The 20,102-nt window shown below is 45.9% G+C and carries 16 protein-coding genes and 1 pseudogene; 11 read left to right on the forward strand and 6 right to left on the reverse strand.

The genetic code is table 11. From position 1 onward, the window contains the following. The first annotated feature begins 99 nt into the window (after positions 1–99). The 4 genes from ASG93_RS31690 (at position 100) to ASG93_RS31705 (ending at position 5,597) form a co-directional block, all read left to right on the forward strand. Complete coding sequence (locus tag ASG93_RS31690) at positions 100–1,089, forward strand: substrate-binding domain-containing protein (RefSeq protein WP_056838820.1); 990 nt, start codon at positions 100–102, stop codon at positions 1,087–1,089. Beyond that, a complete protein-coding gene (locus ASG93_RS31695; RefSeq protein WP_056838822.1) occupies positions 1,086–2,549 on the forward strand; it encodes a sensor histidine kinase in 1,464 nt (487 codons plus the stop codon). The genes ASG93_RS31690 and ASG93_RS31695 overlap by 4 nt, the downstream gene beginning before the upstream one ends. After that, positions 2,524–3,891: an AraC family transcriptional regulator gene (locus ASG93_RS31700; protein ID WP_200984554.1), complete on the forward strand. Its 1,368-nt coding sequence runs from the start codon at positions 2,524–2,526 to the stop codon at positions 3,889–3,891. The genes ASG93_RS31695 and ASG93_RS31700 overlap by 26 nt, the downstream gene beginning before the upstream one ends. 254 nt (positions 3,892–4,145) lie before the next feature. Then, a complete protein-coding gene (locus ASG93_RS31705) occupies positions 4,146–5,597 on the forward strand; it encodes a sugar porter family MFS transporter (RefSeq protein ID WP_082615212.1) in 1,452 nt (483 codons plus the stop codon). Between the two features lie 427 nt (positions 5,598–6,024). Here ASG93_RS31705 and ASG93_RS31710 read toward each other — a convergent pair whose 3' ends face one another. Together ASG93_RS31710 and ASG93_RS31715 are read right to left on the reverse strand one after the other, a co-directional pair. Beyond that, complete coding sequence (locus tag ASG93_RS31710; RefSeq protein ID WP_056838826.1) at positions 6,025–7,224, reverse strand: MFS transporter; 1,200 nt, start codon at positions 7,222–7,224, stop codon at positions 6,025–6,027. A 265-nt stretch (positions 7,225–7,489) separates the two neighbouring features. Next, positions 7,490–8,518, reverse strand: a complete 1,029-nt coding sequence (locus ASG93_RS31715) for an NADH:flavin oxidoreductase/NADH oxidase (RefSeq protein ID WP_056838827.1) — start codon at positions 8,516–8,518, stop codon at positions 7,490–7,492. A 420-nt stretch (positions 8,519–8,938) separates the two neighbouring features. Between ASG93_RS31715 and ASG93_RS31720 the strand changes: the two genes are divergently transcribed. Together ASG93_RS31720 and ASG93_RS31725 are read left to right on the forward strand one after the other, a co-directional pair. Continuing rightward, on the forward strand, positions 8,939–9,646 hold the full coding sequence (locus ASG93_RS31720) for a DUF421 domain-containing protein (RefSeq protein WP_056838829.1): 708 nt from the start codon (positions 8,939–8,941) through the stop codon (positions 9,644–9,646). 117 nt (positions 9,647–9,763) lie between these two features. After that, positions 9,764–11,134 (forward strand): sodium-dependent transporter, encoded by a 1,371-nt coding sequence (locus ASG93_RS31725; protein WP_056838831.1) that lies wholly within the window; start codon positions 9,764–9,766, stop codon positions 11,132–11,134. Positions 11,135–11,258: 124 nt separating this feature from the next. Here the strand turns inward: ASG93_RS31725 and ASG93_RS31730 are convergent. Continuing rightward, positions 11,259–11,432, reverse strand: a pseudogene (locus ASG93_RS31730) (small acid-soluble spore protein H); the annotation flags it as partial. A 240-nt stretch (positions 11,433–11,672) separates the two neighbouring features. Here ASG93_RS31730 and rlmN point away from each other — a divergent pair. From rlmN to ASG93_RS31750, 4 genes are all read left to right on the forward strand, one after another. Further along, positions 11,673–12,770: a 23S rRNA (adenine(2503)-C(2))-methyltransferase RlmN gene (rlmN, locus tag ASG93_RS31735; protein ID WP_056838834.1), complete on the forward strand. Its 1,098-nt coding sequence runs from the start codon at positions 11,673–11,675 to the stop codon at positions 12,768–12,770. 182 nt (positions 12,771–12,952) lie between these two features. Beyond that, on the forward strand, positions 12,953–13,528 hold the full coding sequence (locus ASG93_RS31740) for a uracil-DNA glycosylase (protein ID WP_056838837.1): 576 nt from the start codon (positions 12,953–12,955) through the stop codon (positions 13,526–13,528). Then, positions 13,529–14,131 (forward strand): DNA-3-methyladenine glycosylase, encoded by a 603-nt coding sequence (locus ASG93_RS31745; RefSeq protein WP_056838839.1) that lies wholly within the window; start codon positions 13,529–13,531, stop codon positions 14,129–14,131. Positions 14,132–14,267: 136 nt separating this feature from the next. Further along, a complete protein-coding gene (locus ASG93_RS31750) occupies positions 14,268–14,963 on the forward strand; it encodes a hypothetical protein (protein ID WP_056838841.1) in 696 nt (231 codons plus the stop codon). A 95-nt stretch (positions 14,964–15,058) separates the two neighbouring features. On the opposite strand, the gene ASG93_RS31755 is transcribed toward ASG93_RS31750, so the two are convergent. Continuing rightward, a complete protein-coding gene (locus tag ASG93_RS31755; protein ID WP_056839096.1) occupies positions 15,059–15,565 on the reverse strand; it encodes a hypothetical protein in 507 nt (168 codons plus the stop codon). Between the two features lie 246 nt (positions 15,566–15,811). Between ASG93_RS31755 and ASG93_RS31760 the strand changes: the two genes are divergently transcribed. Then, positions 15,812–16,468: a hypothetical protein gene (locus tag ASG93_RS31760; RefSeq protein ID WP_056839098.1), complete on the forward strand. Its 657-nt coding sequence runs from the start codon at positions 15,812–15,814 to the stop codon at positions 16,466–16,468. Between the two features lie 72 nt (positions 16,469–16,540). Here the strand turns inward: ASG93_RS31760 and thrC are convergent, their stop codons facing one another. After that, on the reverse strand, positions 16,541–17,929 hold the full coding sequence (thrC, locus tag ASG93_RS31765; protein WP_056838843.1) for a threonine synthase: 1,389 nt from the start codon (positions 17,927–17,929) through the stop codon (positions 16,541–16,543). Between the two features lie 267 nt (positions 17,930–18,196). Then, positions 18,197–19,885 (reverse strand): hypothetical protein, encoded by a 1,689-nt coding sequence (locus tag ASG93_RS31770; RefSeq protein ID WP_056838844.1) that lies wholly within the window; start codon positions 19,883–19,885, stop codon positions 18,197–18,199. Between the last annotated feature and the right edge of the window lie 217 nt (positions 19,886–20,102).

Consider the following 20,102-nt stretch of genomic DNA (forward strand, 5'->3'; position numbering starts at 1 on the left):
GAAAATTATTCATCATCGAAATACTAAACGTGATTTCCGTTTTATCGGCAGGCTCTGTATAATAAATCTATATTTTTTACTAAACCTAGGGGGTGCTCCATGTCAAATAGGAAGTGGACTGTGGGGCTGATAGTCATACCTCTTGTTTTCTGCTATTTTTTATTCCAGTTTGTATCTTCTACGCTTAAGATTGATCATCTGGTCGGGCAAATGGAACAGAGTAAGGTAGAGGATAAACATATTAAGCACGTTGTGCTTATAGCTCAAGAGATCGACAATCCATTCTGGAGAACGGTGGAACAGGGAGCCAAAGAAGCCGCGGCACAGCTGGGCGCGAAGATTGATTACATGGGGCCGATTCGCATAAATCCTGCTGAACAAATGAATCTTCTGGAGAAATCGATTGCTGCCAAGCCGGATGCCATTATCGTCCAAGGGATAAAGGAGCCGCGCTACGATCTTCTGATCGGGAAGGCTATAGATCAAGGCATACCAGTGATCACAGTAGATGCGGATGAGCCAGAGAGCCGGCGACTTGCCTACGTGGGAACAGACAATTGGGAAGCAGGCAAACGCATGGGAGAGCTGGTGGTGAGAGCTGGTGGCGGGAAAGGCCGTATCGGTGTCATAATTGGGAGCGAACTGGCGGATAATCAACAGCTGCGTCTAGAGGGTTTCCGTTCCATTATTCAAAATACGCCAGGATTTGAAATTGTAGCCGTCCGCTCATCGAATATTTCACGGATTCAAGCCGCTAAGCAGACTGAAGCTATGTTGAATCAATACGCAAGTATTCAGACGATGGTGGGGTTTAGCTCCTTAGATGCTGTTGGTATCGTGGAAGGACTGAAGGTAACGAATAGAACAGATGTAAGCGTATACGGATTTGATGACTTAGATGAAACCAGGCAGGGCATCGCCCAAGGAGCAATACTAGCTGCCATCGTTCAGCAGCCCAAAGAGATTGGATTCAAATCCGTTAATTTGTTAGCGGAAATTTTCAAAGGGGGCTCCATTCCGGTCCAGCACTTCACCGCTACGGATATTCTGGATAAAAACCGCTTGAAGGGAAGTGTGGGCAGCCCATGAATATACGTAGAATGCTATTTATTGTCATTCCGGTGCTTTTTATATTGAACAACGCGGTCGCTTATTTCATCTTTGAAAGTGGAAGAACGGTGCAGCAAAGCTATAATGTGATGCTGGATCGGGTATTATTGTACAAGCAAATCGCCGGACAAACGCAAGGGAATCTTAGTGCTCTGAATGTTTATTTAATGGATCGAACGGAGAACAGCCGCAAGGCCTATATAAGTCAGAGGGATGAGCTCAATCATCTGCGGGAAAGCTTGTCTGCACAGGGGACGACTATTCCAACTACAGATCTTACACTTCGCAGCTATCGCCATATGATCGATACTTTTATAGGGCAAGAAGCGGGTGTCATGGAGGCTTTAAATAACCAAGGTTCTCTGGCTTATGCGGCTTTCTATGAAGAGGCAGAGCAGACAGCGGCGTTCATTCAAACAGAAGGACATCAGCTTATTGACCTGGAACTCAGCTATTATCAGCCTTTCTACAGACAAATACTTATTCAAACGGAAGTTATGAATCATTGGGGAGTCGCTATCTTCATCTTAAATACGCTGATAAGCGTCCTGTTTGCTTATTGGATCTCCCTTGGTATTACCCGACCGATCAAACAGTTGGCCTTAACGGCTCAACAAATTTCTGAGGGGAATTTGCAAGCTCCGCCTCCGCAGATTAGCGAGCGAAATGAGTTTGGTATGTTATCTAATGCTTTTGGGCGTATGCAAGAAAATTTGAAAGATCTGATTATGAAAGAGAAAGAAAGTTTAGAAAAGGACAAGCTGGTCAAGGAATTGGAGCTGGAAGTTTTGCAAAATCAGATCAACCCGCACTTTCTCTTTAATTCCTTGAATGTCATATCCAAGCTTGCACTGCTTGAGGGTGCTGAGAAAACAAGCGATCTTACGGTATCTATGTCAAATCTTCTTCGGTATAATCTTCGAAAATTGGATCGTCCAGTGACGCTCAGGGATGAGGTCGAGCATGCTAAAGAGTACTTTACCATCCAACAGGCACGCTTTCGCGACCGGATTCAGTTCGCAACGGATATTGACGAGAGCGGACTGGACGTGTACGTTCCCATGCTAACCCTGCAACCGTTACTAGAGAACGTCTTTGTCCACGGTATTGAGGGAATGGAAGAAGGGGCGGAGATTAAGCTGGTCATTGCATGCGGGCCTAATGAGGTAAGGGTTGCCATATCGGATAATGGGATCGGTATGAGCGAGGAGGTTCGAGAGTCTCTGCTTCACTTCGAATCGGAACCGCTGCTGGGCCAAGAAAAGGGGCAATCTACGGGGCTGGGGACGCGTAATGTATTTAGACGACTTGAATTATTTTATGGGAAAAAGAATCTTGTAGATATTCACAGTGAGCCGGGCCGAGGGACGACTGTCCTCATCCGGATTCCTGCTGCAGGAAAGGAGGATGGGGATGTATCGCCTACTGATCGCAGATGACGAAGCTTTAGAGAGAGAAGGCATTGAGTGGATTGTTACCCGCATGATGCCGAATACGTTTGAAATTATTCATGCAGAGAATGGTCGCGTGGCTATTCAAAAGGCTGATGAATTTCGGCCGCATATTGTCCTGATGGATATCCGGATGCCCGGCATTCAGGGCCTTGAAGCGTTAAAGGAAATTAAATCTCATAGTCCGCAGATCAAGATGATTTTGGTTACAGCCTATGAACATTTTGAATACGCCAAAGAAGCCCTATCCCTAGGGGTGAAGGAATACCTGATAAAACCAGCTAAACGCGATCAAATCGTTGCACTCCTACAGCGGATGGTAGCAGAAATCGATCAGGACCAAAGAAAGCGCGACGAGGAGTTCGCCATGCGCGATAAGTACTTCCAGCTGCTCCCGCTAGCGGAAACGGAAATGGCTCTGGTCTTTATGTCCGATCAGGTGAATGAAACCGAGGTGGGGTATCTGGCTGATATCCTCGAGCTTTCCATAGATAAAGGATGCGCGCTTGTACTCGCCTTGCCGGAATTCGGGCATACATCTGAGCAGGAAGTAAGCATCGAGAAGAAAAAGCTTTACGAAACTGTAAAAAGCTTCGCCAAAGGATTTATCAAGAATAGGGTCGGTTGTGTGGTCAGTTCGATGGTTCATTGGCACATGGTCATTTTTCTACTCGAGAAGGCAGAAACCAAGGATGAGGTATTGCGGGAAGAGGCTCATTTCCTAGGCAATAAACTGGTCGAGATACTCCACCAACAGCGCAGCATAGCCGCTAATGTAGGCATCGGGTCCGTCCAAGTGGATATGGAGGGAATAAGGAGATCGTATTTTGAAGCTGTCTTCGCATCCACGTATCCTAAAAAATGGGGTAACCTTTGCTCTTTTGAGGATCTGAAAATGCTCTCTCTAGAAGGTGAGCGGGAAACGGCTGATAAGTTTATGGCAGATAATACTTCTGAACGTACTTACGTGGAATTGGCCATCAAACGAATCCGTGCGGAACGTGAACAGCGAACATGGAGTGTCCTAGATAACGCAATTACGTTCATTCAAGATAAATTCCGCGAGGAGCTTTCCCTGGAGGATGTGGCAGAGCATGTCCACTTGAACCCGTATTATTTCAGTAAAGTATTCAAGCAGCAAACGGGAGAAACCTTCATCGATTATGTGACAAGGCTGCGGATCGAAAGGGCCAAGGAGTTCATAAGAGACGGGCAATTCAGCTTAAAGGAAGTCTGTTATATGGTGGGTTATAAAGATCCTAACTATTTCAGCCGAGTATTTAAAAAGGTTACAGGAGTTACGCCTACCGAATACCGCAGTCAAGTTTAAAAGAGGGTTCATGCTAAGCGGCATGGACTTTTTTGTTTTTACGGAGCAAGAATATGCTAATCTGCCGCCCTATATGGGGCGGAGAGCTGCAGGCATCAATATTATGCTTGTAAACAACAAATAAGTGAAGGGAATTGGCCCCTGGCTTGAACAAAACACATGGTATAATGAGTCTCGCATTAGACAGATTTTTGATTTTTTCACGATAAAAGACTCGCATTAAGGTGCAGAAAAGTCAGAAGGGATAATCGCTTATGAGCTCTCATATAAACAATCAAGATCAACAAGTAAGCATGAAATTTGTTACACTAGTTTCGATAGTTGCTGCTTTGGGCGGTTTATTATTTGGATTTGATACAGCAGTTGTGTCGGGTGCAATCGGTTTTATGAAAGAACGTTTCGGCCTCAGCGAGGTGGAAGTGGGCTGGGCGGTATCCAGCTTAATCATCGGGTGTATCATTGGAGCAGCAGGAGCCGGTGTGCTGGGGGACCGATTTGGTCGGAAAAAAGTACTGATTACGGCTGCGATCCTGTTCATTATCGGTTCCATCGGTTCCGCTATTCCAGATACGTTCACTGGTTATATTATTGCCCGTATGATTGGCGGACTTGGGATTGGTATTACCTCAACGCTATGTCCTCTTTATAACGCGGAAATAGCGCCTGCCAAGTATCGCGGCCGTCTTGTTGCCTTGAATCAGTTCGCGACGGTGACCGGTATCTTCCTCGTGTATTTCATTAACATGGGCATTGCGGGGTATGGCGACGCCGCGTGGGATATTTCAACAGCTTGGCGGTGGATGTTTGGTTTCGGGGTTCTACCGGGCTTGCTGTTCTTAGTATTGCTTTTCTTTGTGCCTGAAAGTCCGAGATGGTTGATCAAGCAGGGGAGAGCAGCAGAATCTCTACCGATTTTGCTTAAAATTCACGGCGACAAACTGGCCAGACAGGAAGTACTGGATATCAAGGAGTCGTTCAAGCAGGAAAGCGGATCGATCCGCCAACTGTTCAGTCCCGCTTTGCGGCTTGCTTTAATTGTAGGTGTAGGGCTTGCTGTTCTCCAGCAAGTTACGGGGATTAACGCGATTATGTACTATGCTCCGGAGATTTTCAAGGAAACAGGTGCTGGCACGAATGCTGCGCTGATTCAGACCATTTTGGTGGGCTTGATTAATTTTCTCTTCACCATTCTTGCTATCTGGCTGATCGATAAGGTGGGGCGTAAGGCTCTTTTACTCGTTGGATCTGCCTCGATGACATTGTGCCTAGTTGTTATAGGCGCCGCATTTCACACGGGACAACCCTCAGGACCATTGGTGCTAATCTTTATTTTACTTTATGTAGCTTCCTTTGCTGTATCGCTTGGGCCAGTCGTATGGGTGATTATGTCCGAAATTTTCCCGAACCGCATTCGTGGAAAAGCTACGGCTATAGCTTCTATGGCGCTATGGACAGCGGATTATATCGTCTCGCAGACCTTTCCTCCGATGCTTGGCTCTGCAGGGCCAGCGGTGACATTCTGGATATTCGGTTTCATGTCCTTGGTTACATTCTTGTTCACTTGGCGTCTTGTGCCTGAGACAAAGGGGAAATCGCTGGAGGAGATCGAAGCCTTGTGGTCTTCGAAAAGAGCTTCTCATTTGAATACATCCAAAGAAGAAGCGGGTGTCCCAAATATAATTTTACCCGGCACACCCGAATCCTGATTGCTCGTTGAGGAGCGATTTGGCGGTTGTCGAGCCCCTGTTACAAAGGAAAAGGAACGACGATTCGCTATTTTGAGCAAATGTGTGCTAAATAGGCATCTCGCGGAAAGAGGGTACCTTATTTCTTCAAAAACACGCTGCAGACGCGAAAATGGCTCAATTAACGTCTCCTCGTTCCGCCTGAACCGAAATTTGAGCAATTCTCGGAAAATAACGCATTCTCGTTCCCTTTGGATAGATGGGAATAGGAACAGGTCTTACATATGATGCGAAAAGAACCTCAACTCCACAAAAAGGAGCTCGAGGTTCTTTTTATCTTATTTGGCTAAGCATAAACATCGGGTGAATTGTTTGCTGGGTTTTGAGGAGAATTAGAAGGGCAAGTTGTACGGCATACAACAATTTTGGGCGTCCTTTTTGTATAAGATTACGCGTTAGCAGGTTTACGTTCTGCTAAATAGCAAGCAAATCCTAAGATCAGCGCCAGTCCTACAAGCACGGCTCCGACCCAAGGGAGGGCTGTTATGGCGAGATGTGTAATGACCCATCCCCCGATGAAAGCGCCAGATGCATTTCCAAGATTACCGGCAGAATGACTGGAGGTAGAGGCAAGAGCAGGCGCCGCCTGTGCTAGGCTCATAATTCGTACTTGCAGCCCAGGAAACACAGCGAAAGAAGCGGCTCCCCACAGGAAAATAGTCAATACGGCAGCGGTTGGACTATGAATGGTAAAGGTGAAGAGGGTAAGAAGGATACAAATCGAAAGATAAAGTCCAAGTATGGAAGGCATCAGCTTCCAGTCCGCAAGCTTCCCGCCGACGATATTGCCGATGGTTACTCCACAGCCGAAAAGGACTAGAATCCAAGTTACGCTATGTTCAGCAAAACCTGTGACCTGCACCAGCAGTGGCGTAATATAAGTAAATACGGCGAATAGGCCGGCGTTGCCTAGAGCTCCGATCAGCAGGTACAGAAGGAGTTTGGGCTTAGCGAGAGCTCTAATCTGCTTAACGATACTCGCTGGTTTGTCGTGACGAATTTGCGGAATAAAGATAAGAATGCCGATTAATGCAATGATTCCCATGATCGCAATCGCGCCAAATGAGGATCGCCACCCCATATGTTGACCGATGAATGTCCCCAGAGGAACACCGATAATATTGGCAATGGTTAAACCGGCCATCATAATAGAAACAGCCCCGGCGCGCTTATCGGGACGTACGAGATTGGAGGCAATAACAGCCCCGACGCCAAAGAATGTCCCGTGTGTTAATGCGGTTATCATACGCGCTCCCATCAGAATGGCATAGTTTGGAGCGAAAACAGAGATTCCGTTACCGAGAATGAATAAAACCATAAGCAGACATAACAGTTCCTTTTGCGGGATTCGGTGGGTGAGAACTGTCAGAATCGGCGCGCCGATAGCTACCCCGAGGGCATACATCGTAATGAGTTGTCCTGCGGATGAGATGCTGATAAGCAAATCAGTAGCGACATTAGGCAGAAGCCCCATGATGACAAATTCAGTCATTCCAATGGCAAAGGCGCCAACGGTAAGGGAAAGTATAGAGATGGGGAACGGTTCTTTGGTTACTTGTTCCTTGGTAATACGGTGAGATAACTCCATGATGTCAATGTCAACCTTTCTGTTGTGTAGACTAAAGCTCCAATCGTAATCAACTCGTGCCGATCAAGAAGACCTGTTTCATATTATTTAGTTTTCTAATCGTATAATCAAGACATTTCTTTTAAAAAATATGTAAAAAAAAATGAGATGGCAAGGCTGCCTTCTCATTTTTTTGCCTTTTGTCTATTGCTTAGGAAAGCCACCCGACCACTAGTGAGTGGAATGTAGGAGGTGTTATTTCGGGAAAACGGCCCCTTATTCCATATTAGTAAGCTCGAGCATACTGTTTCGGAACATTATTCGGTTCTTTGCGAAGCGTAATGGCTGCATGGGTAGCCCAATACGGATCACGGAGCATGCCCCGGGCGATCGCCACGAAATCTGCATCTTCACTGCCGATAACGGATTCGGCAAGCGCTGGATCTTCGAGCATACCTACTGCAATGACGGGTACATTCAGCGCCCCGCGGATTTTACGTGCGAACGGTACCTGATAGCCTGGGTAATTGCCTGGTTTTCTCTCTCCAGCGGGACCTTCCCCGCCTGAACTTACATGAAAAGCATCGACGCCTGCTGCTTGGTAGGCTTTGGAGAGCTCGATAGCATGATCAATATCATATCCGCCGTCGGCATACTCCACTGCAGAGATGCGGAAGATGAGCGGCATATCAGCAGGCATTTCTTTTTTGACGGCTTGAATGACTTCTACGCCAAAACGGGTAAGGTCTTGACCATAAATATCATCTCGTTTATTCGTTAGAGGTGATTGGAACTGATGGATCAAATAGCCGTGAGCTCCATGAAGCTCGATCGTATCCACACCCGCTAGTACGGCGCGGCGGGCTGCATCACCGAATTTTTGAACCACGTCTTGGACCTCTTCGGTTGTAAGGGCGCGCGGCATTTTGTAAGCCGAGCCTGGAAACTTTATCGCAGATGGGGCAATGGGGACTGCCGCGTCTTCTGCTTTGCGTCCCGCATGAGCGATCTGAATCCCGATTTTTGCATTATGCGCGTGTACACCGTCAATAATTTTGGCGAAGGCGGGAATGTGCTCGTCTGACCATATGCCTAAGTCCAAATCGGTAATGCGGCCATCGGGATCAACACCCGTCATTTCCATGATAATGAGGCCTGTACCGCCAATAGCGCGGCTAAGATAGTGAACGTAGTGCCATTCATTTGGCTTACCGTCTTTGGCCGTAACCGAATATTGACACATTGGCGCCATGACAATGCGGTTATTTACGTGCAAACCTTTCAGATCATATGAATCAAACAATTTATGAGTCACTTTTGTAACCTCCTATTTTAACGCCTTTATGAAGATAACCCTAACGAGGGTTCCTATTTGCAACTAACAGTCACGCTATTTATTATTAAGGCTATTGCAATTAAAAACAAGTACCTACTTTTAAGTACTATAGTATCAAAAAGTATACTAAAGGAGTCATTTATCATGGGGGATCAATGATTTAAGAGCTCGGTAAATTTGGGGATAAGTGGTTATGCTTCAACGCCCGAAGGGTGATTTTGTTCAGGGTTGCGCGATTAAGAGCGTTTTCCGCGCTTATAGAGTGCGGACGCGTAGGATGGTCAGCTGAGAAGTCGATTTCCGACCTCTCAGACACAGTCGACAGGAAAGAAGTGGAAGCGTGCTTGGTTTTTTCTTGTCCGTTTAGGAGATAATGACTGGGAAGGAGGGATTATAAATATGCATGCCTACGTGGAAATTCTGGTTCGGACCGTTGTAGCTATTTTAGTGCTTCTGTTGATAGCTAGAATATTGGGTAAACAGACGATCTCCAATTTGACGTTTCATGATTTTGTGACTGGTATTACATTAGGGGCTATTGCTGCTAACTTGGCATTCAATGAAGCAATAAAACTTACGCATCTGATTTTATCGCTCATTGTTATTACCATTATGTCTTATTTGTTATCCGTCATTGCATTGAAGAACCGCAAAATGAGGAAATGGATATCAGGTTCTCCAACGGTACTTATGGAAGGCGGGAAAATTCTTGAAGATAACATGAGAAAAGTAAGATATACCCTGGATTCATTAGACCAAGCTTTAAGGGAGAAGGGTATTTTTAATATAGAAGAAGTGGACTATGCCGTGCTTGAGGATAATGGCGAGGTATCGGTGTTAAAAAAAGACGAGTACCAATATGTAACGAAAAAGGATATGAAGCTTCATCCTAACGATCAAGTTTTTCCAGTAGAATTAATTATGGATGGCGTAATGATTGAGAAAAACCTGGAGAATAACGGACTGACCAAGGAATGGTTGGAAAGGGAGGTGAGACGCAAGGGGAAAAAGATATCGGATGTGTTCTACGCGGCAAGAGGTACGAAAAAGCAGCTTGTCTTTGATTTTTATGAAGATGGAATCCATCAAACGATTGATAAAGAATAGAGGCATAACTCCAAATTTCTGACGTTGGGAACGTTGTGAAATTTTACAAGGTGACGGGAGAAGGATTCTCCAGTAACATTATTTCATCTATATAATGTTAGGAGTTTATCAATCATTATGAGTAACGATCAGACATCAGGACAAGCAGCAAGCAAGAAAACAGGAACGGTTGAACGGTTTACGTCTACAGGTTTTATTTTGGCCGCGATTGGCAGCTCGGTAGGGCTAGGCAACATGTGGAAGTTTCCCTATATTACAGGTAAACATGGCGGTGCCGCCTTTTTCCTGTTGTTTATCATTTGTTTAATTGTTGTAGGCTTACCTATTTTGCTTGCAGAAATGACGATTGGCCGCGGCGGTAGAGGGAATGCATCGGTATCCTTCTTTAATCTGACGGGCAAAAAATACTGGGGAGCATTTGGGTTATTATCGATTCTAACCGCTTTTATGATCATGTCCTACTACGCGGTAGTCGCGGGATGGACGCTCCATTATACAGTAGAGTCGTTTACTGGCCTTTTGTTCCAAGAAGGCTCCGACTATAAAGGCAAGTTCCTATCGTTCGCTTCGGGCTACTGGCCTATCTTCTGGCAGGCTGTTGTTATGCTGGTTACGGGATGGGTTATTGCTAAAGGGGTTTCCGGTGGTATCGAAAAATTCAACAAAATTCTGATTCCTGGTTTTCTTATTATCCTACTGATTCTTATGGTCCGTTCTCTTACGCTCCCTGGAGCAGCAGCGGGGGTATCCTTCTTCTTAAAACCTGACTTCTCCAAGCTGGACGCGGAGTCTGCACTAGTTGCTTTGGGACATGCGTTCTTCTCCTTATCTTTAGGGATGGGCTGTATGTTAACCTATGGGTCTTATGTGGAAAAAAGGCAATCACTCGGCACAGCGACGCTCGCCATTGGTTTCGGTGATTTGGTCTATGCTTTCATCGCCGGTCTAGTCATTTTCCCTACGGTATTTTCTTATGGGCTTCAGCCTGGCGAAGGCGTAGGTTTGGCGTTCATGGCGCTGCCTGCAGCGTTCTCACAGATGCCATTTGGTTTCTTTTTTGGCGGTTTATTCTTCTTGCTGCTTGCTATTGCGGCGTTGACTTCAGCGATTTCCATCTTAGAAGTTCCAGTCGCTTATGCTATGCACAAATGGCAGTGGAGCCGCAAAAAATCAGCCATTATCTTATCCGTACTTTGCTTCTTAGTAGGTGTTCCTTCAGGGCTTTCTGTTGGAGGCGTGCTAGGGGACTTCCATCCTGGAGGTAAAAGCATCTTTGATTGGATGGACTTCATTACATCCTATGTTCTGATGCCATTCGGTGGGTTAGTCGTTACCCTGTTTACTGGCTATGCGTGGAAAAAGGCTGGAGAAGAAGCGGGTTTGAAGGGTTTTTGGTATAAAGCCTGGATGTTCTTGCTTCGCGTGGTAGCTCCCGTACTCATCGTTTGTGTATTCTTGCATTCGGTAGGTATCATTAAATTTTCATAACCTGTATCAAAATAGCAGTGCTGAGGATACCGCGAGGTATCCTCTTTCTTTTTTCCTTCTTTTTTCAACTATTCGGCAGTGGACATATCATTTTAACATCTTCCATCTCCACCATTTGAGAGCTCTCGACTAGACTGCTCAAAGGGACGCTTTGCTCGTTTTCCGGTTGATCCAAGGGATAGATTCTGGCGGTTTCATTCTTTTCGTCGACATTTTGAATGTAGATTGGCGTCCCATTATAAGTGACATCAACCATGACAGGTGAAACTGCAATCTCTTGAGCGCGTTGATTGTTCATTTTTTTTGGCCTCCTTGATGTAATAGTTACATTATTTGTGGATATGAATGGATGTATGCATAGAAAGGCGCCCCCGGCAATTTTGAGGTGCCTCATTTTAACGGTAGATAAAGGAACGGGTATGCCCTCTCACTCCTCTTGTGTTCATGAAGGATTTTTGGCACAATAATAAATAGATGGTACGCTTCGGCTGCTTAGTAGAATAGGACTGTATGTGAAAGTCTTGAAAAGAGGATAACGATGAATAAAGAATCCATCTATGGATTAACTTTGGATCAATTAATTGCTTGGCTTGAGGAAAATGGACACAAAAAATCGCGCGCGCTGCAAGTCTGGGATTGGCTATATCGGAAGCGAGTAACTGATTTCTCAGAAATGACGGATGTGAAACAGGATTGTATTCAATGTTTGGAAGAGCATTTCGTCATTCAAACTTTGACTGAACATACGAGGCAAGAATCGGCGGACGGCACGATGAAGTTCCTGTTCAAGCTGCAGGATGGTAATTTGATCGAGACCGTGCTCATGAGACATAAGTTCGGTTTATCTGTATGTGTTACGACGCAGGTCGGCTGTAACATTGGGTGCAGCTTCTGTGCGAGCGGGCTTTTGGCTAAAAGTCGCGATCTATCCAGCGCTGAAGTCGTGGAGCAAATTATGAAGGTTCAGTTTAATTTGGACATAGCGGGCAAAGACGAACGTGTCAGCCACATTGTTGTGATGGGCATTGGCGAGCCATTTGATAATTTTGAAAATATGGTTGATTTCATCCGCGTCGTGAAAGATCAAAAAGGTCTAGACATTGCCGCCAGACATATTACGGTATCCACTAGTGGTCTTGCTAATAAAATTATCGAATTCGCGGACTCGGATTTGAAGGTAAATCTCGCAATTTCTCTGCATGCCCCGACGAACGAGCTTCGTACCCGGATCATGAAAATAAACAAAGCGATTCCGATCGAGAAATTGATGCAGGCGATAGAGTACTATTTGGAGAAAACGAACCGGAGAATTACATTGGAGTACATTCTGCTGAAGGACGTTAATGACGGTAAAGAGCATGCTCTGCAATTAGCAGAGCTCATCCAGCATATTCGCCACCTTGCCAATGTGAACTTGATTCCTTACAATCCTGTGGATGAGCACAGTCAATATCAACGGAGCGAGCGGGAATCCGTGCGGGCTTTCTATGATACCTTGAAAAAGCAGGGCATTAGCTGCAGTGTTCGCCTAGAGCATGGGACGGATATTGATGCCGCTTGTGGACAATTAAGAAGCAAACAGATCAAACAGTCCACAGGGGATAACCCTGGTCAGGATAGTTTGGTTGTAGGCTAATAGAGAAGGCGGGACCCCATCAGATACTGATCGGGTTCTTTTTTTCGCATCTACCTTGACAAATTGCGCTCGTCCCTGAAGGACGACGGAGTCGTTTATCCTTGGTTAAGAATAGCATCTTTGATATAAAGGGGAAAATGACTTAAGATCCAACTGACTTAGGGATAGGAGGCGTAGAATGAATGTCAGATTTCAAAGCCGTTATTCTAGAAGAGGAAATTGCACCTTCTCATGCCATCGCATGCCAGCAATGTGAGCTTTCCAAGCAGCGTCAACGTGTGATTTGGGGGGAAGGTAATCCCGAAGCTCCGATTTTTATTATTATGGATAACCCTGGTGCACGTGAAGACAAGGAGGGACAAGCATTCGTATGCGGTACAAGGGAAACTTTACAGATGGGGATGAGGGAAGCGGGGCTGGATTTGGGCTTGGTTTATGTAAGTTATTTATTGAAGTGCCGTCCAATTCGAGCTTATAACAAGCCCGCAGCCAGAGAGGCATGCTCTTCCCATTTAGAGCTTCAACTTAAAGAAAAGAAACCGAGATTGTTGTTTGGACTCGGAAATGTTGTTGTGGAGTCTATGTTTCCGGATGTTGGAGCCGATGTAAAAAGCTACAGGGGGAGTTGGCACACCTTCCAAGGGTTACCTGCCGCTTTCTCATATCATCCACTCGCTGTACGCCGGAGGCCCGTCCTCATGAAATATTTCGTCCAAGATCTCCAGCTTGTTGCTCAAAGGATCAAAGAAATGACATAAATGGAGGTGAATGTTCTGTCTTCCAAACCCGCACCTGCTGCATTTTTTGGGCAACCTACACTGCTCTTGGCTCGCTCGCTGCTCGGCAAACTACTTGTGAAAGAATCGGGAATAGGCCCATCCGCAGGCTGGATTGTAGAAACAGAAGCGTACATAGGCCCTGGGGATCGTGCCGCTCATAGTTATGGGAATCGCAGGACAGCGAGGACGGAAGTCATGTTTGGTCCTCCAGGCTATGTCTATACCTATGTGATGCATACCCATTGTTTAGTGAACATAGTAAGCGGGGAGCCTGGTCACCCGGAAGCTGTCTTAATTAGAGCTGTGGAGCCATGTATAGGAATTGATCTCATGTATGACCGCCGCGGCTACGATAAAAAGCTAAAGGAGCTCACTAACGGCCCCGGCAAACTAACCAAAGCTCTTGGTATTGTGAAAGAGGATTATGGAAGACCCGTTTTTGAGCGTCCTCTCTACATTGCGGAAGGAAGAGCGGTGGAATCCATTGCTGCTGGACCGAGAATTGGTATCGACAATACTGGGGAGGCCAGAGAATATCCGTGGCGATTCTGGGTCGAAGGGAATCCTTTTGTTTCGAAATAGCTTAGGAACTGCATTTTTCGTGTAATCTGCGTCTCTTTTCAGCAAACATTAAGCCTATCCTAGGCTAAATTTCAGGGAATTACTCCCATTCTCATGCTATTCTAGTTATACAAGAGGATGGAATGGGGGGGCGACAATGGAAGAGAAGCAAACGGAGTTGAAATCATCGAGTACGACAATAACGCGTCGTAAGTTCTTGGTATCCAGTATTCTAATGGTTACTAGTGCAGCTTTAGCAGCCTGCGGCATCAATTTGGGCGGTGGAGCAACGACTGGCGGAACAACGGCTCAGCCGGAAGGAAAAGCGGCGAGCGAATCACCGAAAGCTGCGAATCTGGAGCCGACACCTGCGTGCGGTTCGCCGGAGGAGCTGACCCCAGCTGTCACTGAAGGTCCGTATTTTACACCGAACTCACCGGAGAGAAATTCTCTGCTGGAGCAAGGAATGAAGGGAACAAGGCTTACGATTGTAGGCTACGTTGTATCCACGGCATGTAAACCAGTTGCGCATGCGTTATTGGACTTCTGGCAGGCAGATGACGCCGGTCAATACGATAACAAAGGCTTTACCCTTCGGGGGCATCAATATACGGACGATAAAGGCAAGTTTACGTTGGAAACGATTGTGCCAGGCTTATACCCAGGCCGAACACGCCATATCCATGTGAAGGTGCAGGCGCCGAATGGTCAGGTGCTGACGAGTCAGCTTTTTTTCCCGAATGAAGCGGGTAATGCGAAGGATGGCATCTATAATAAGGCACTGCTGATGGATATGAAAAGCAATGCCGATGGCAGCCAGGCGGGCGCCTATCAATTCGTTGTAAAGGTATAAATAAAGAGGAGCCCATGAGAAATCATGAGGCTTCTTTTGGTTTCAGCCTCGGTCTATATACCCCGTCGAAAAGGGGTTCCGTATCCTTGATAAGATTACATTGATTTCCGACTACGCGTAAACATCATCAAGCCGCCTGCTATGATAAGAATGATCGCAATGATCGGTTGGTTGTGGAAAAAGCTGCCGAAGATGGAGCCAATGGAGAAAATCACGAAGAACAAAAGGGACATGACGGTTAGAATGTTAATCGGGATGAGCAACCATTTATTTCGTCCTCCGAACCAATACAGTTCGAATAAACCGACGGCAACGGCTAGCATAAATCCCGGCCACATAAGGTGCCAAATATGGAAAAGCATAGAGATTTGGCAGATGATGCCGGTCGTTAATAGAATCCCGCCTGGGACAAGCACGCCAACACCCCGCCGCTGCAAGATGAAGAAGTATAACCAGTGGAAAAATATGCCGACAGGTATAACAAACAAAGTAGGCCAGAAATACTCGAAAATGGTACCGGTATTAAAAGTACTATCGCCTTTTAGAAACATAAAAATACCTAAGATAATTAATATAGGGCCGAGAAAGGCGCTGCGATTCATATTCAACATGCTCACTCCTAATCTATATTCGATGAAATTTCATTACTTCAAAGATATCATGTCTTTGGGACAGTGTCTTCCGACCTGGGGGGAGAATAGGTATCGGTCGGAAGACTAATTTCATCCCCTCCAACATATGCATCCTTGCCAACAATAGGAGCTAGCGAATGCCTTCTCATGAATGAAAATATTCCACAAGCACACAATAAAAGGACTGTTAATCATGATCAAAAGGAGAAGATGTTGATGCGTGGCAAATTTCTCAAGTTAATGCTGTTGTCGATGTCCATAGCTTTAAGTGTGGCTCCACTCAGCGCAGAGGCAAAGGTGGACGAACGCCCCGCTGTAAAGATGCAGTGCTACAGTCAATCGATGGTCAAATTGAAAGACGACTTAAGAAAACTGTGGATTGATCATGTTATTTGGACCAGAAGCTACGTTGTAAGCGCCCTTGCTGGCTCAGAAGATCAAGAAAAGGTGCTGGCTAGACTGCTCAAGAATCAGAAGGACATCGGAAATGCGATAAAACCGTATTACGGAGAGGCCGCTGGTAATCAACTAGGTGACCTGTTAACTGAGCATATCGTTCTTGCAGGCAAAGTGATAGCCGCAGTCAAAAGCGGTAATTCAGCTGATTTCGAGAAGTACAACAAAGAGTGGCATCGGAATGCCGATGATATCGCCGCATTTCTCAGCAAAGCGAACCCGAATTGGCCCATGAAAACCGCGCAAGATCTAATGTATGGGCACTTGCATTTGCTCACAAACAATGTGTTAGCTAGGCACAAAAAGGATTGGGAAGCGGACATAGCTACGTTCGAACAATACGAGAACCATATTTTTATGCTGGCCGATTTTCTTTCGGACGGGATCATCAAACAATTCCCTAAGAAGTTTAAGTAGTACGAAACGTAGTGAAACTTGACAAAAAAGCCTCAAAGACATTAGTCTTCGAGGCTTTTTTACATACTATTTTTAGAAAAACTTCACCAACTGATCCTTGATCTCATTGTTCGTACCACTAACGACCGTTTGGAACTGCGGCTTGTCAAACAGTGCTTGAATTTGCTGCGGATACGTCTGCTCAATGCTGCGCAAACGGATCGACTCATCGAATTTAGCCGGATGAGCGGTCGAAAGGGCAACTGTTACTTCACCGTCTACGGCTAACTTGTCAGCAGCAGCTACCCCGCAAGCTGTGTGCGGATCAAGCAAATACGCGTATTTCTCATAGTACTCGCTGATTGTATCCAGGCACTCTTCGTTCTGAACGCCATAGGCAGCAAAGTCAGCTTGCACGGCTTGCAGCTTGTCAGCAGGGATAACAACACGGCCTTCGGCCTTGAACTGATCCATGATCGCCGAGACAGCTTGCGCGTCTTCGCCATAGAGGTAGAACAAGTAGCGCTCGAAGTTGCTAGCCACTTGAATGTCCATGGAAGGACTGTATGTTCCGCGGAACGCACCTGGTTGGTAGACACCATCTTGTACGAAACGCTCAAGAATATTGTTTTCGTTCGTAGCGAGAATGAGCTTATGGATGGGAAGACCCATTTTTTGTGCCAAGTAGCCAGCAAAGATATCGCCGAAGTTGCCAGTCGGCACACTGAAATTGACCTTCTCAGCCTGATTATTGTTCGCTAATTGGAAGTAAGCATAGAAGTAATACACCGTTTGCGCCAAGATGCGGGCAATGTTGATGGAGTTAATCGCTCGCAAATGGTAGCGGTGCTTGAACTCGACGTCGGCGAATAGCTCCTTGATAATACGCTGACAGTCGTCGAAAGTGCCTTCAACGGAAAGGTTCAGCACATTCTCATCATCAACTGTGGTCATTTGCAGCTCTTGAACCTTGCTGACCTTCCCGTGAGGGTGAAGAATACAGATCCGGATACCTTCTTTGCCGCGCACACCTTCGATTGCGGAAGCCCCAGTATCCCCAGAAGTGGCTCCAAGAATATGGATAATCGAATTCGTTTTGCGAGAAACGTACGAGTAGAGATTGCCCAAGAACTGCAGAGCGATGTCTTTGAAAGCAAAAGTAGGTCCGTGGAACAATTCCAGCACATACGTACCGTCGTTCAGACGCTTGACTGGTGTCACTGCATCATCCCGGAAGGTTGCGTAGCTAGCGTCAACCAGCTGCTTCAGCTCATTGCGCGGGATTTCGTTATTCACATATAGCGAGAAGATTTCAAGAGCCAACTCCGAGTAGGAGAGCTTTTGCCACTTCTGTAGCGTGTCTGCCGATAATTGCGGGATATGCTTAGGAACAAGTAAACCGCCGTCGTCTGCCAATCCCATCAAGATGGCATCGATGAAGCCGATGGGTTTTACTTTTCCGCGAGTGCTAATGTATTCCATATGAGTCCCCTTACGATTGAATTTTCAGTTATTGTATCAAAAAACAGACCATTTGGACAGTGTAGATCCTTTACAAATGAGCAAAAAACCCTCCAAAGCTGGAAGGTTTCTTTGATATTTTAAAAGAAATAACCTATTCTTGTTTAGCGTCTACAACGATTTTCCATGCATTGCCGATAGGAGGAAGGCTTTCGTCAATGGGAAGGCGGTAGGGAATGAGATTAAGGGCCGTTAACAGGAAACTGGGTTTTTCGTGAGGGTGTGGAATTAATCGTTAATGCTCAGCAGTTGACTGACACCTGATGCATAATCTTTTTTGAATGCGGCAGCGTCATCTTCGCTGACACTTCCAGCAATCACGAAGGCATTCATATTCTCATTCGCTTGAGCTAACAATTTATAGAGCAAGGAATCGGAATCGGTTTGTGCCGCTTGTGCCAAACTCTGACCTTGTGCTAAACGCTTCGTCAAATCAGCAACCTCGACATTCGAAACGGTAGCGACATCATTAATAATACGGTCCAAGCGTTCTGCCAAGTAGCTTTTCACATCTATCGGGACCTTATAGCCTCGTGTACCGATGGCGTCATTCAGCAATGTATAAGCGTCTTGTTTCGTTGCCTCTTTATCACTGGCATTCAACCAGCCATTTTGAACCGCTTGGCTCAAATAGTTATCAACTCTAGATTGCAGAACCCCAAGCAGCTCGCCGTCCGCGAGGTTTGTTGCTTCTACCAGCGTTTTTCCGGAACCTAACGCGGCTTCCAGGTCACCTACAGAAGAACCGATGTACCCGGCGCTATCGCTGATGATGGAGCGTATACTTTCAGCAGCGATTCCTTTGTTGCTGCTGCCGACAATACTCTGTCCGTATCCATTTTGTGTGATAGCGTCGGCTAGTTGTTTGGCAGCACTTTGCTCGAGCTGGCTCGCCAATTTAGCAGATATATTGCCGGCTTGCCATTCGGTTTCAAACCCTTGGTTTATGTTGCTCGTTAATTGGGAGAGCAAGTCGTCATAGGCCAGACCCGACGCTGAAACCAAATTTTGTCCTGAGCTCAAAGCGCTGACCACATCACTATAATCTTTATTTGCGAAGATAGCTGTTCCTTGAATGGTCCAATCCATTTTATCGGCGAGAACAGATTGCCCGTATTTTTCCATCCAGCTCGTTGTTGTTATATCATAGCCTTTCTCCCTGACAATCTGCCCCACAGCCGCAGCTCCGGTTTGCTCGGCTTTATCGAGAAGATCGGCTTGGAGCCCGCCGGTTGTTACAGCCGCCTGCAAGTCACTATTCAGCAAGGCTGTTAAGGAATCCGTTAATGTACCAGCGTCAATTCCGGTAGCTTCGGCTAAGCTCTGACCATTGCGAAGGGCAGCTCTTAGCTCAGAGGAGTTCATGTCTGTTGCAATACTTGCTGTATCGGAGATGATGTTCTGTAGGCGATGATGAATAATAGCAGCTCCATCGTTATGTATAGACGTTGTAGTATAGTCCGTTTTTTTCCAACTGCCGGAAATAAGATCATTAATCTGAGAAGTGAACAGCTGTTGAAGTTGTGTGGATTCTTTCTGCGAAAGGTCGCCTGTTCTAACCTGATAAGCGAGATCCTGTAAGAAGAAATCGGTGAGCTTAGCAGCCAGATCGGACTGTCCCAGCCCGGAAGCGGCTACTAGGCTTTGATTATTTGCAATTGCGTTAAGAACATCGCTACTATCTTTATCTGCTGCTGCGGCGGTATACTGGTCTAGTTTGCTCAGCCACTTGTTTAATACCAAGGTAGGATAATCTACAGGTATTGATGCAGCCTCGTCTGAAGTTGCTACCTCTGGAGTCTGACTGTCAGGCGTAAGAGCATCACTCGCGTACGCTGAATGTACCGGTAATATAAGGCCGCTAGTCGAGGTGGCTAATACAGCTACCCCCATTAATACTACGAAATGTTTTTTCATAAAATAAGCCATCCTTCCGATATGAATTTTCCAGTTTTTTCTTCTGGTTTCTACAATTTGAAGTATAGAATTCCCACCTGAAACTGAAATGAAGGAACACTGAAAATCAGCTTATTTTCCGCTGAATTATTTCTGAGTAAATGCTGAGGAATGGCTGAATGTGAATTCAACCCTAAACGAGCGGGAAGTTTCATTTTAATTTATTTTGGCGTAGACT

The organism is Paenibacillus sp. Soil787 (assembly GCF_001429545.1).
Classification (GTDB): domain Bacteria; phylum Bacillota; class Bacilli; order Paenibacillales; family NBRC-103111; genus Paenibacillus_E.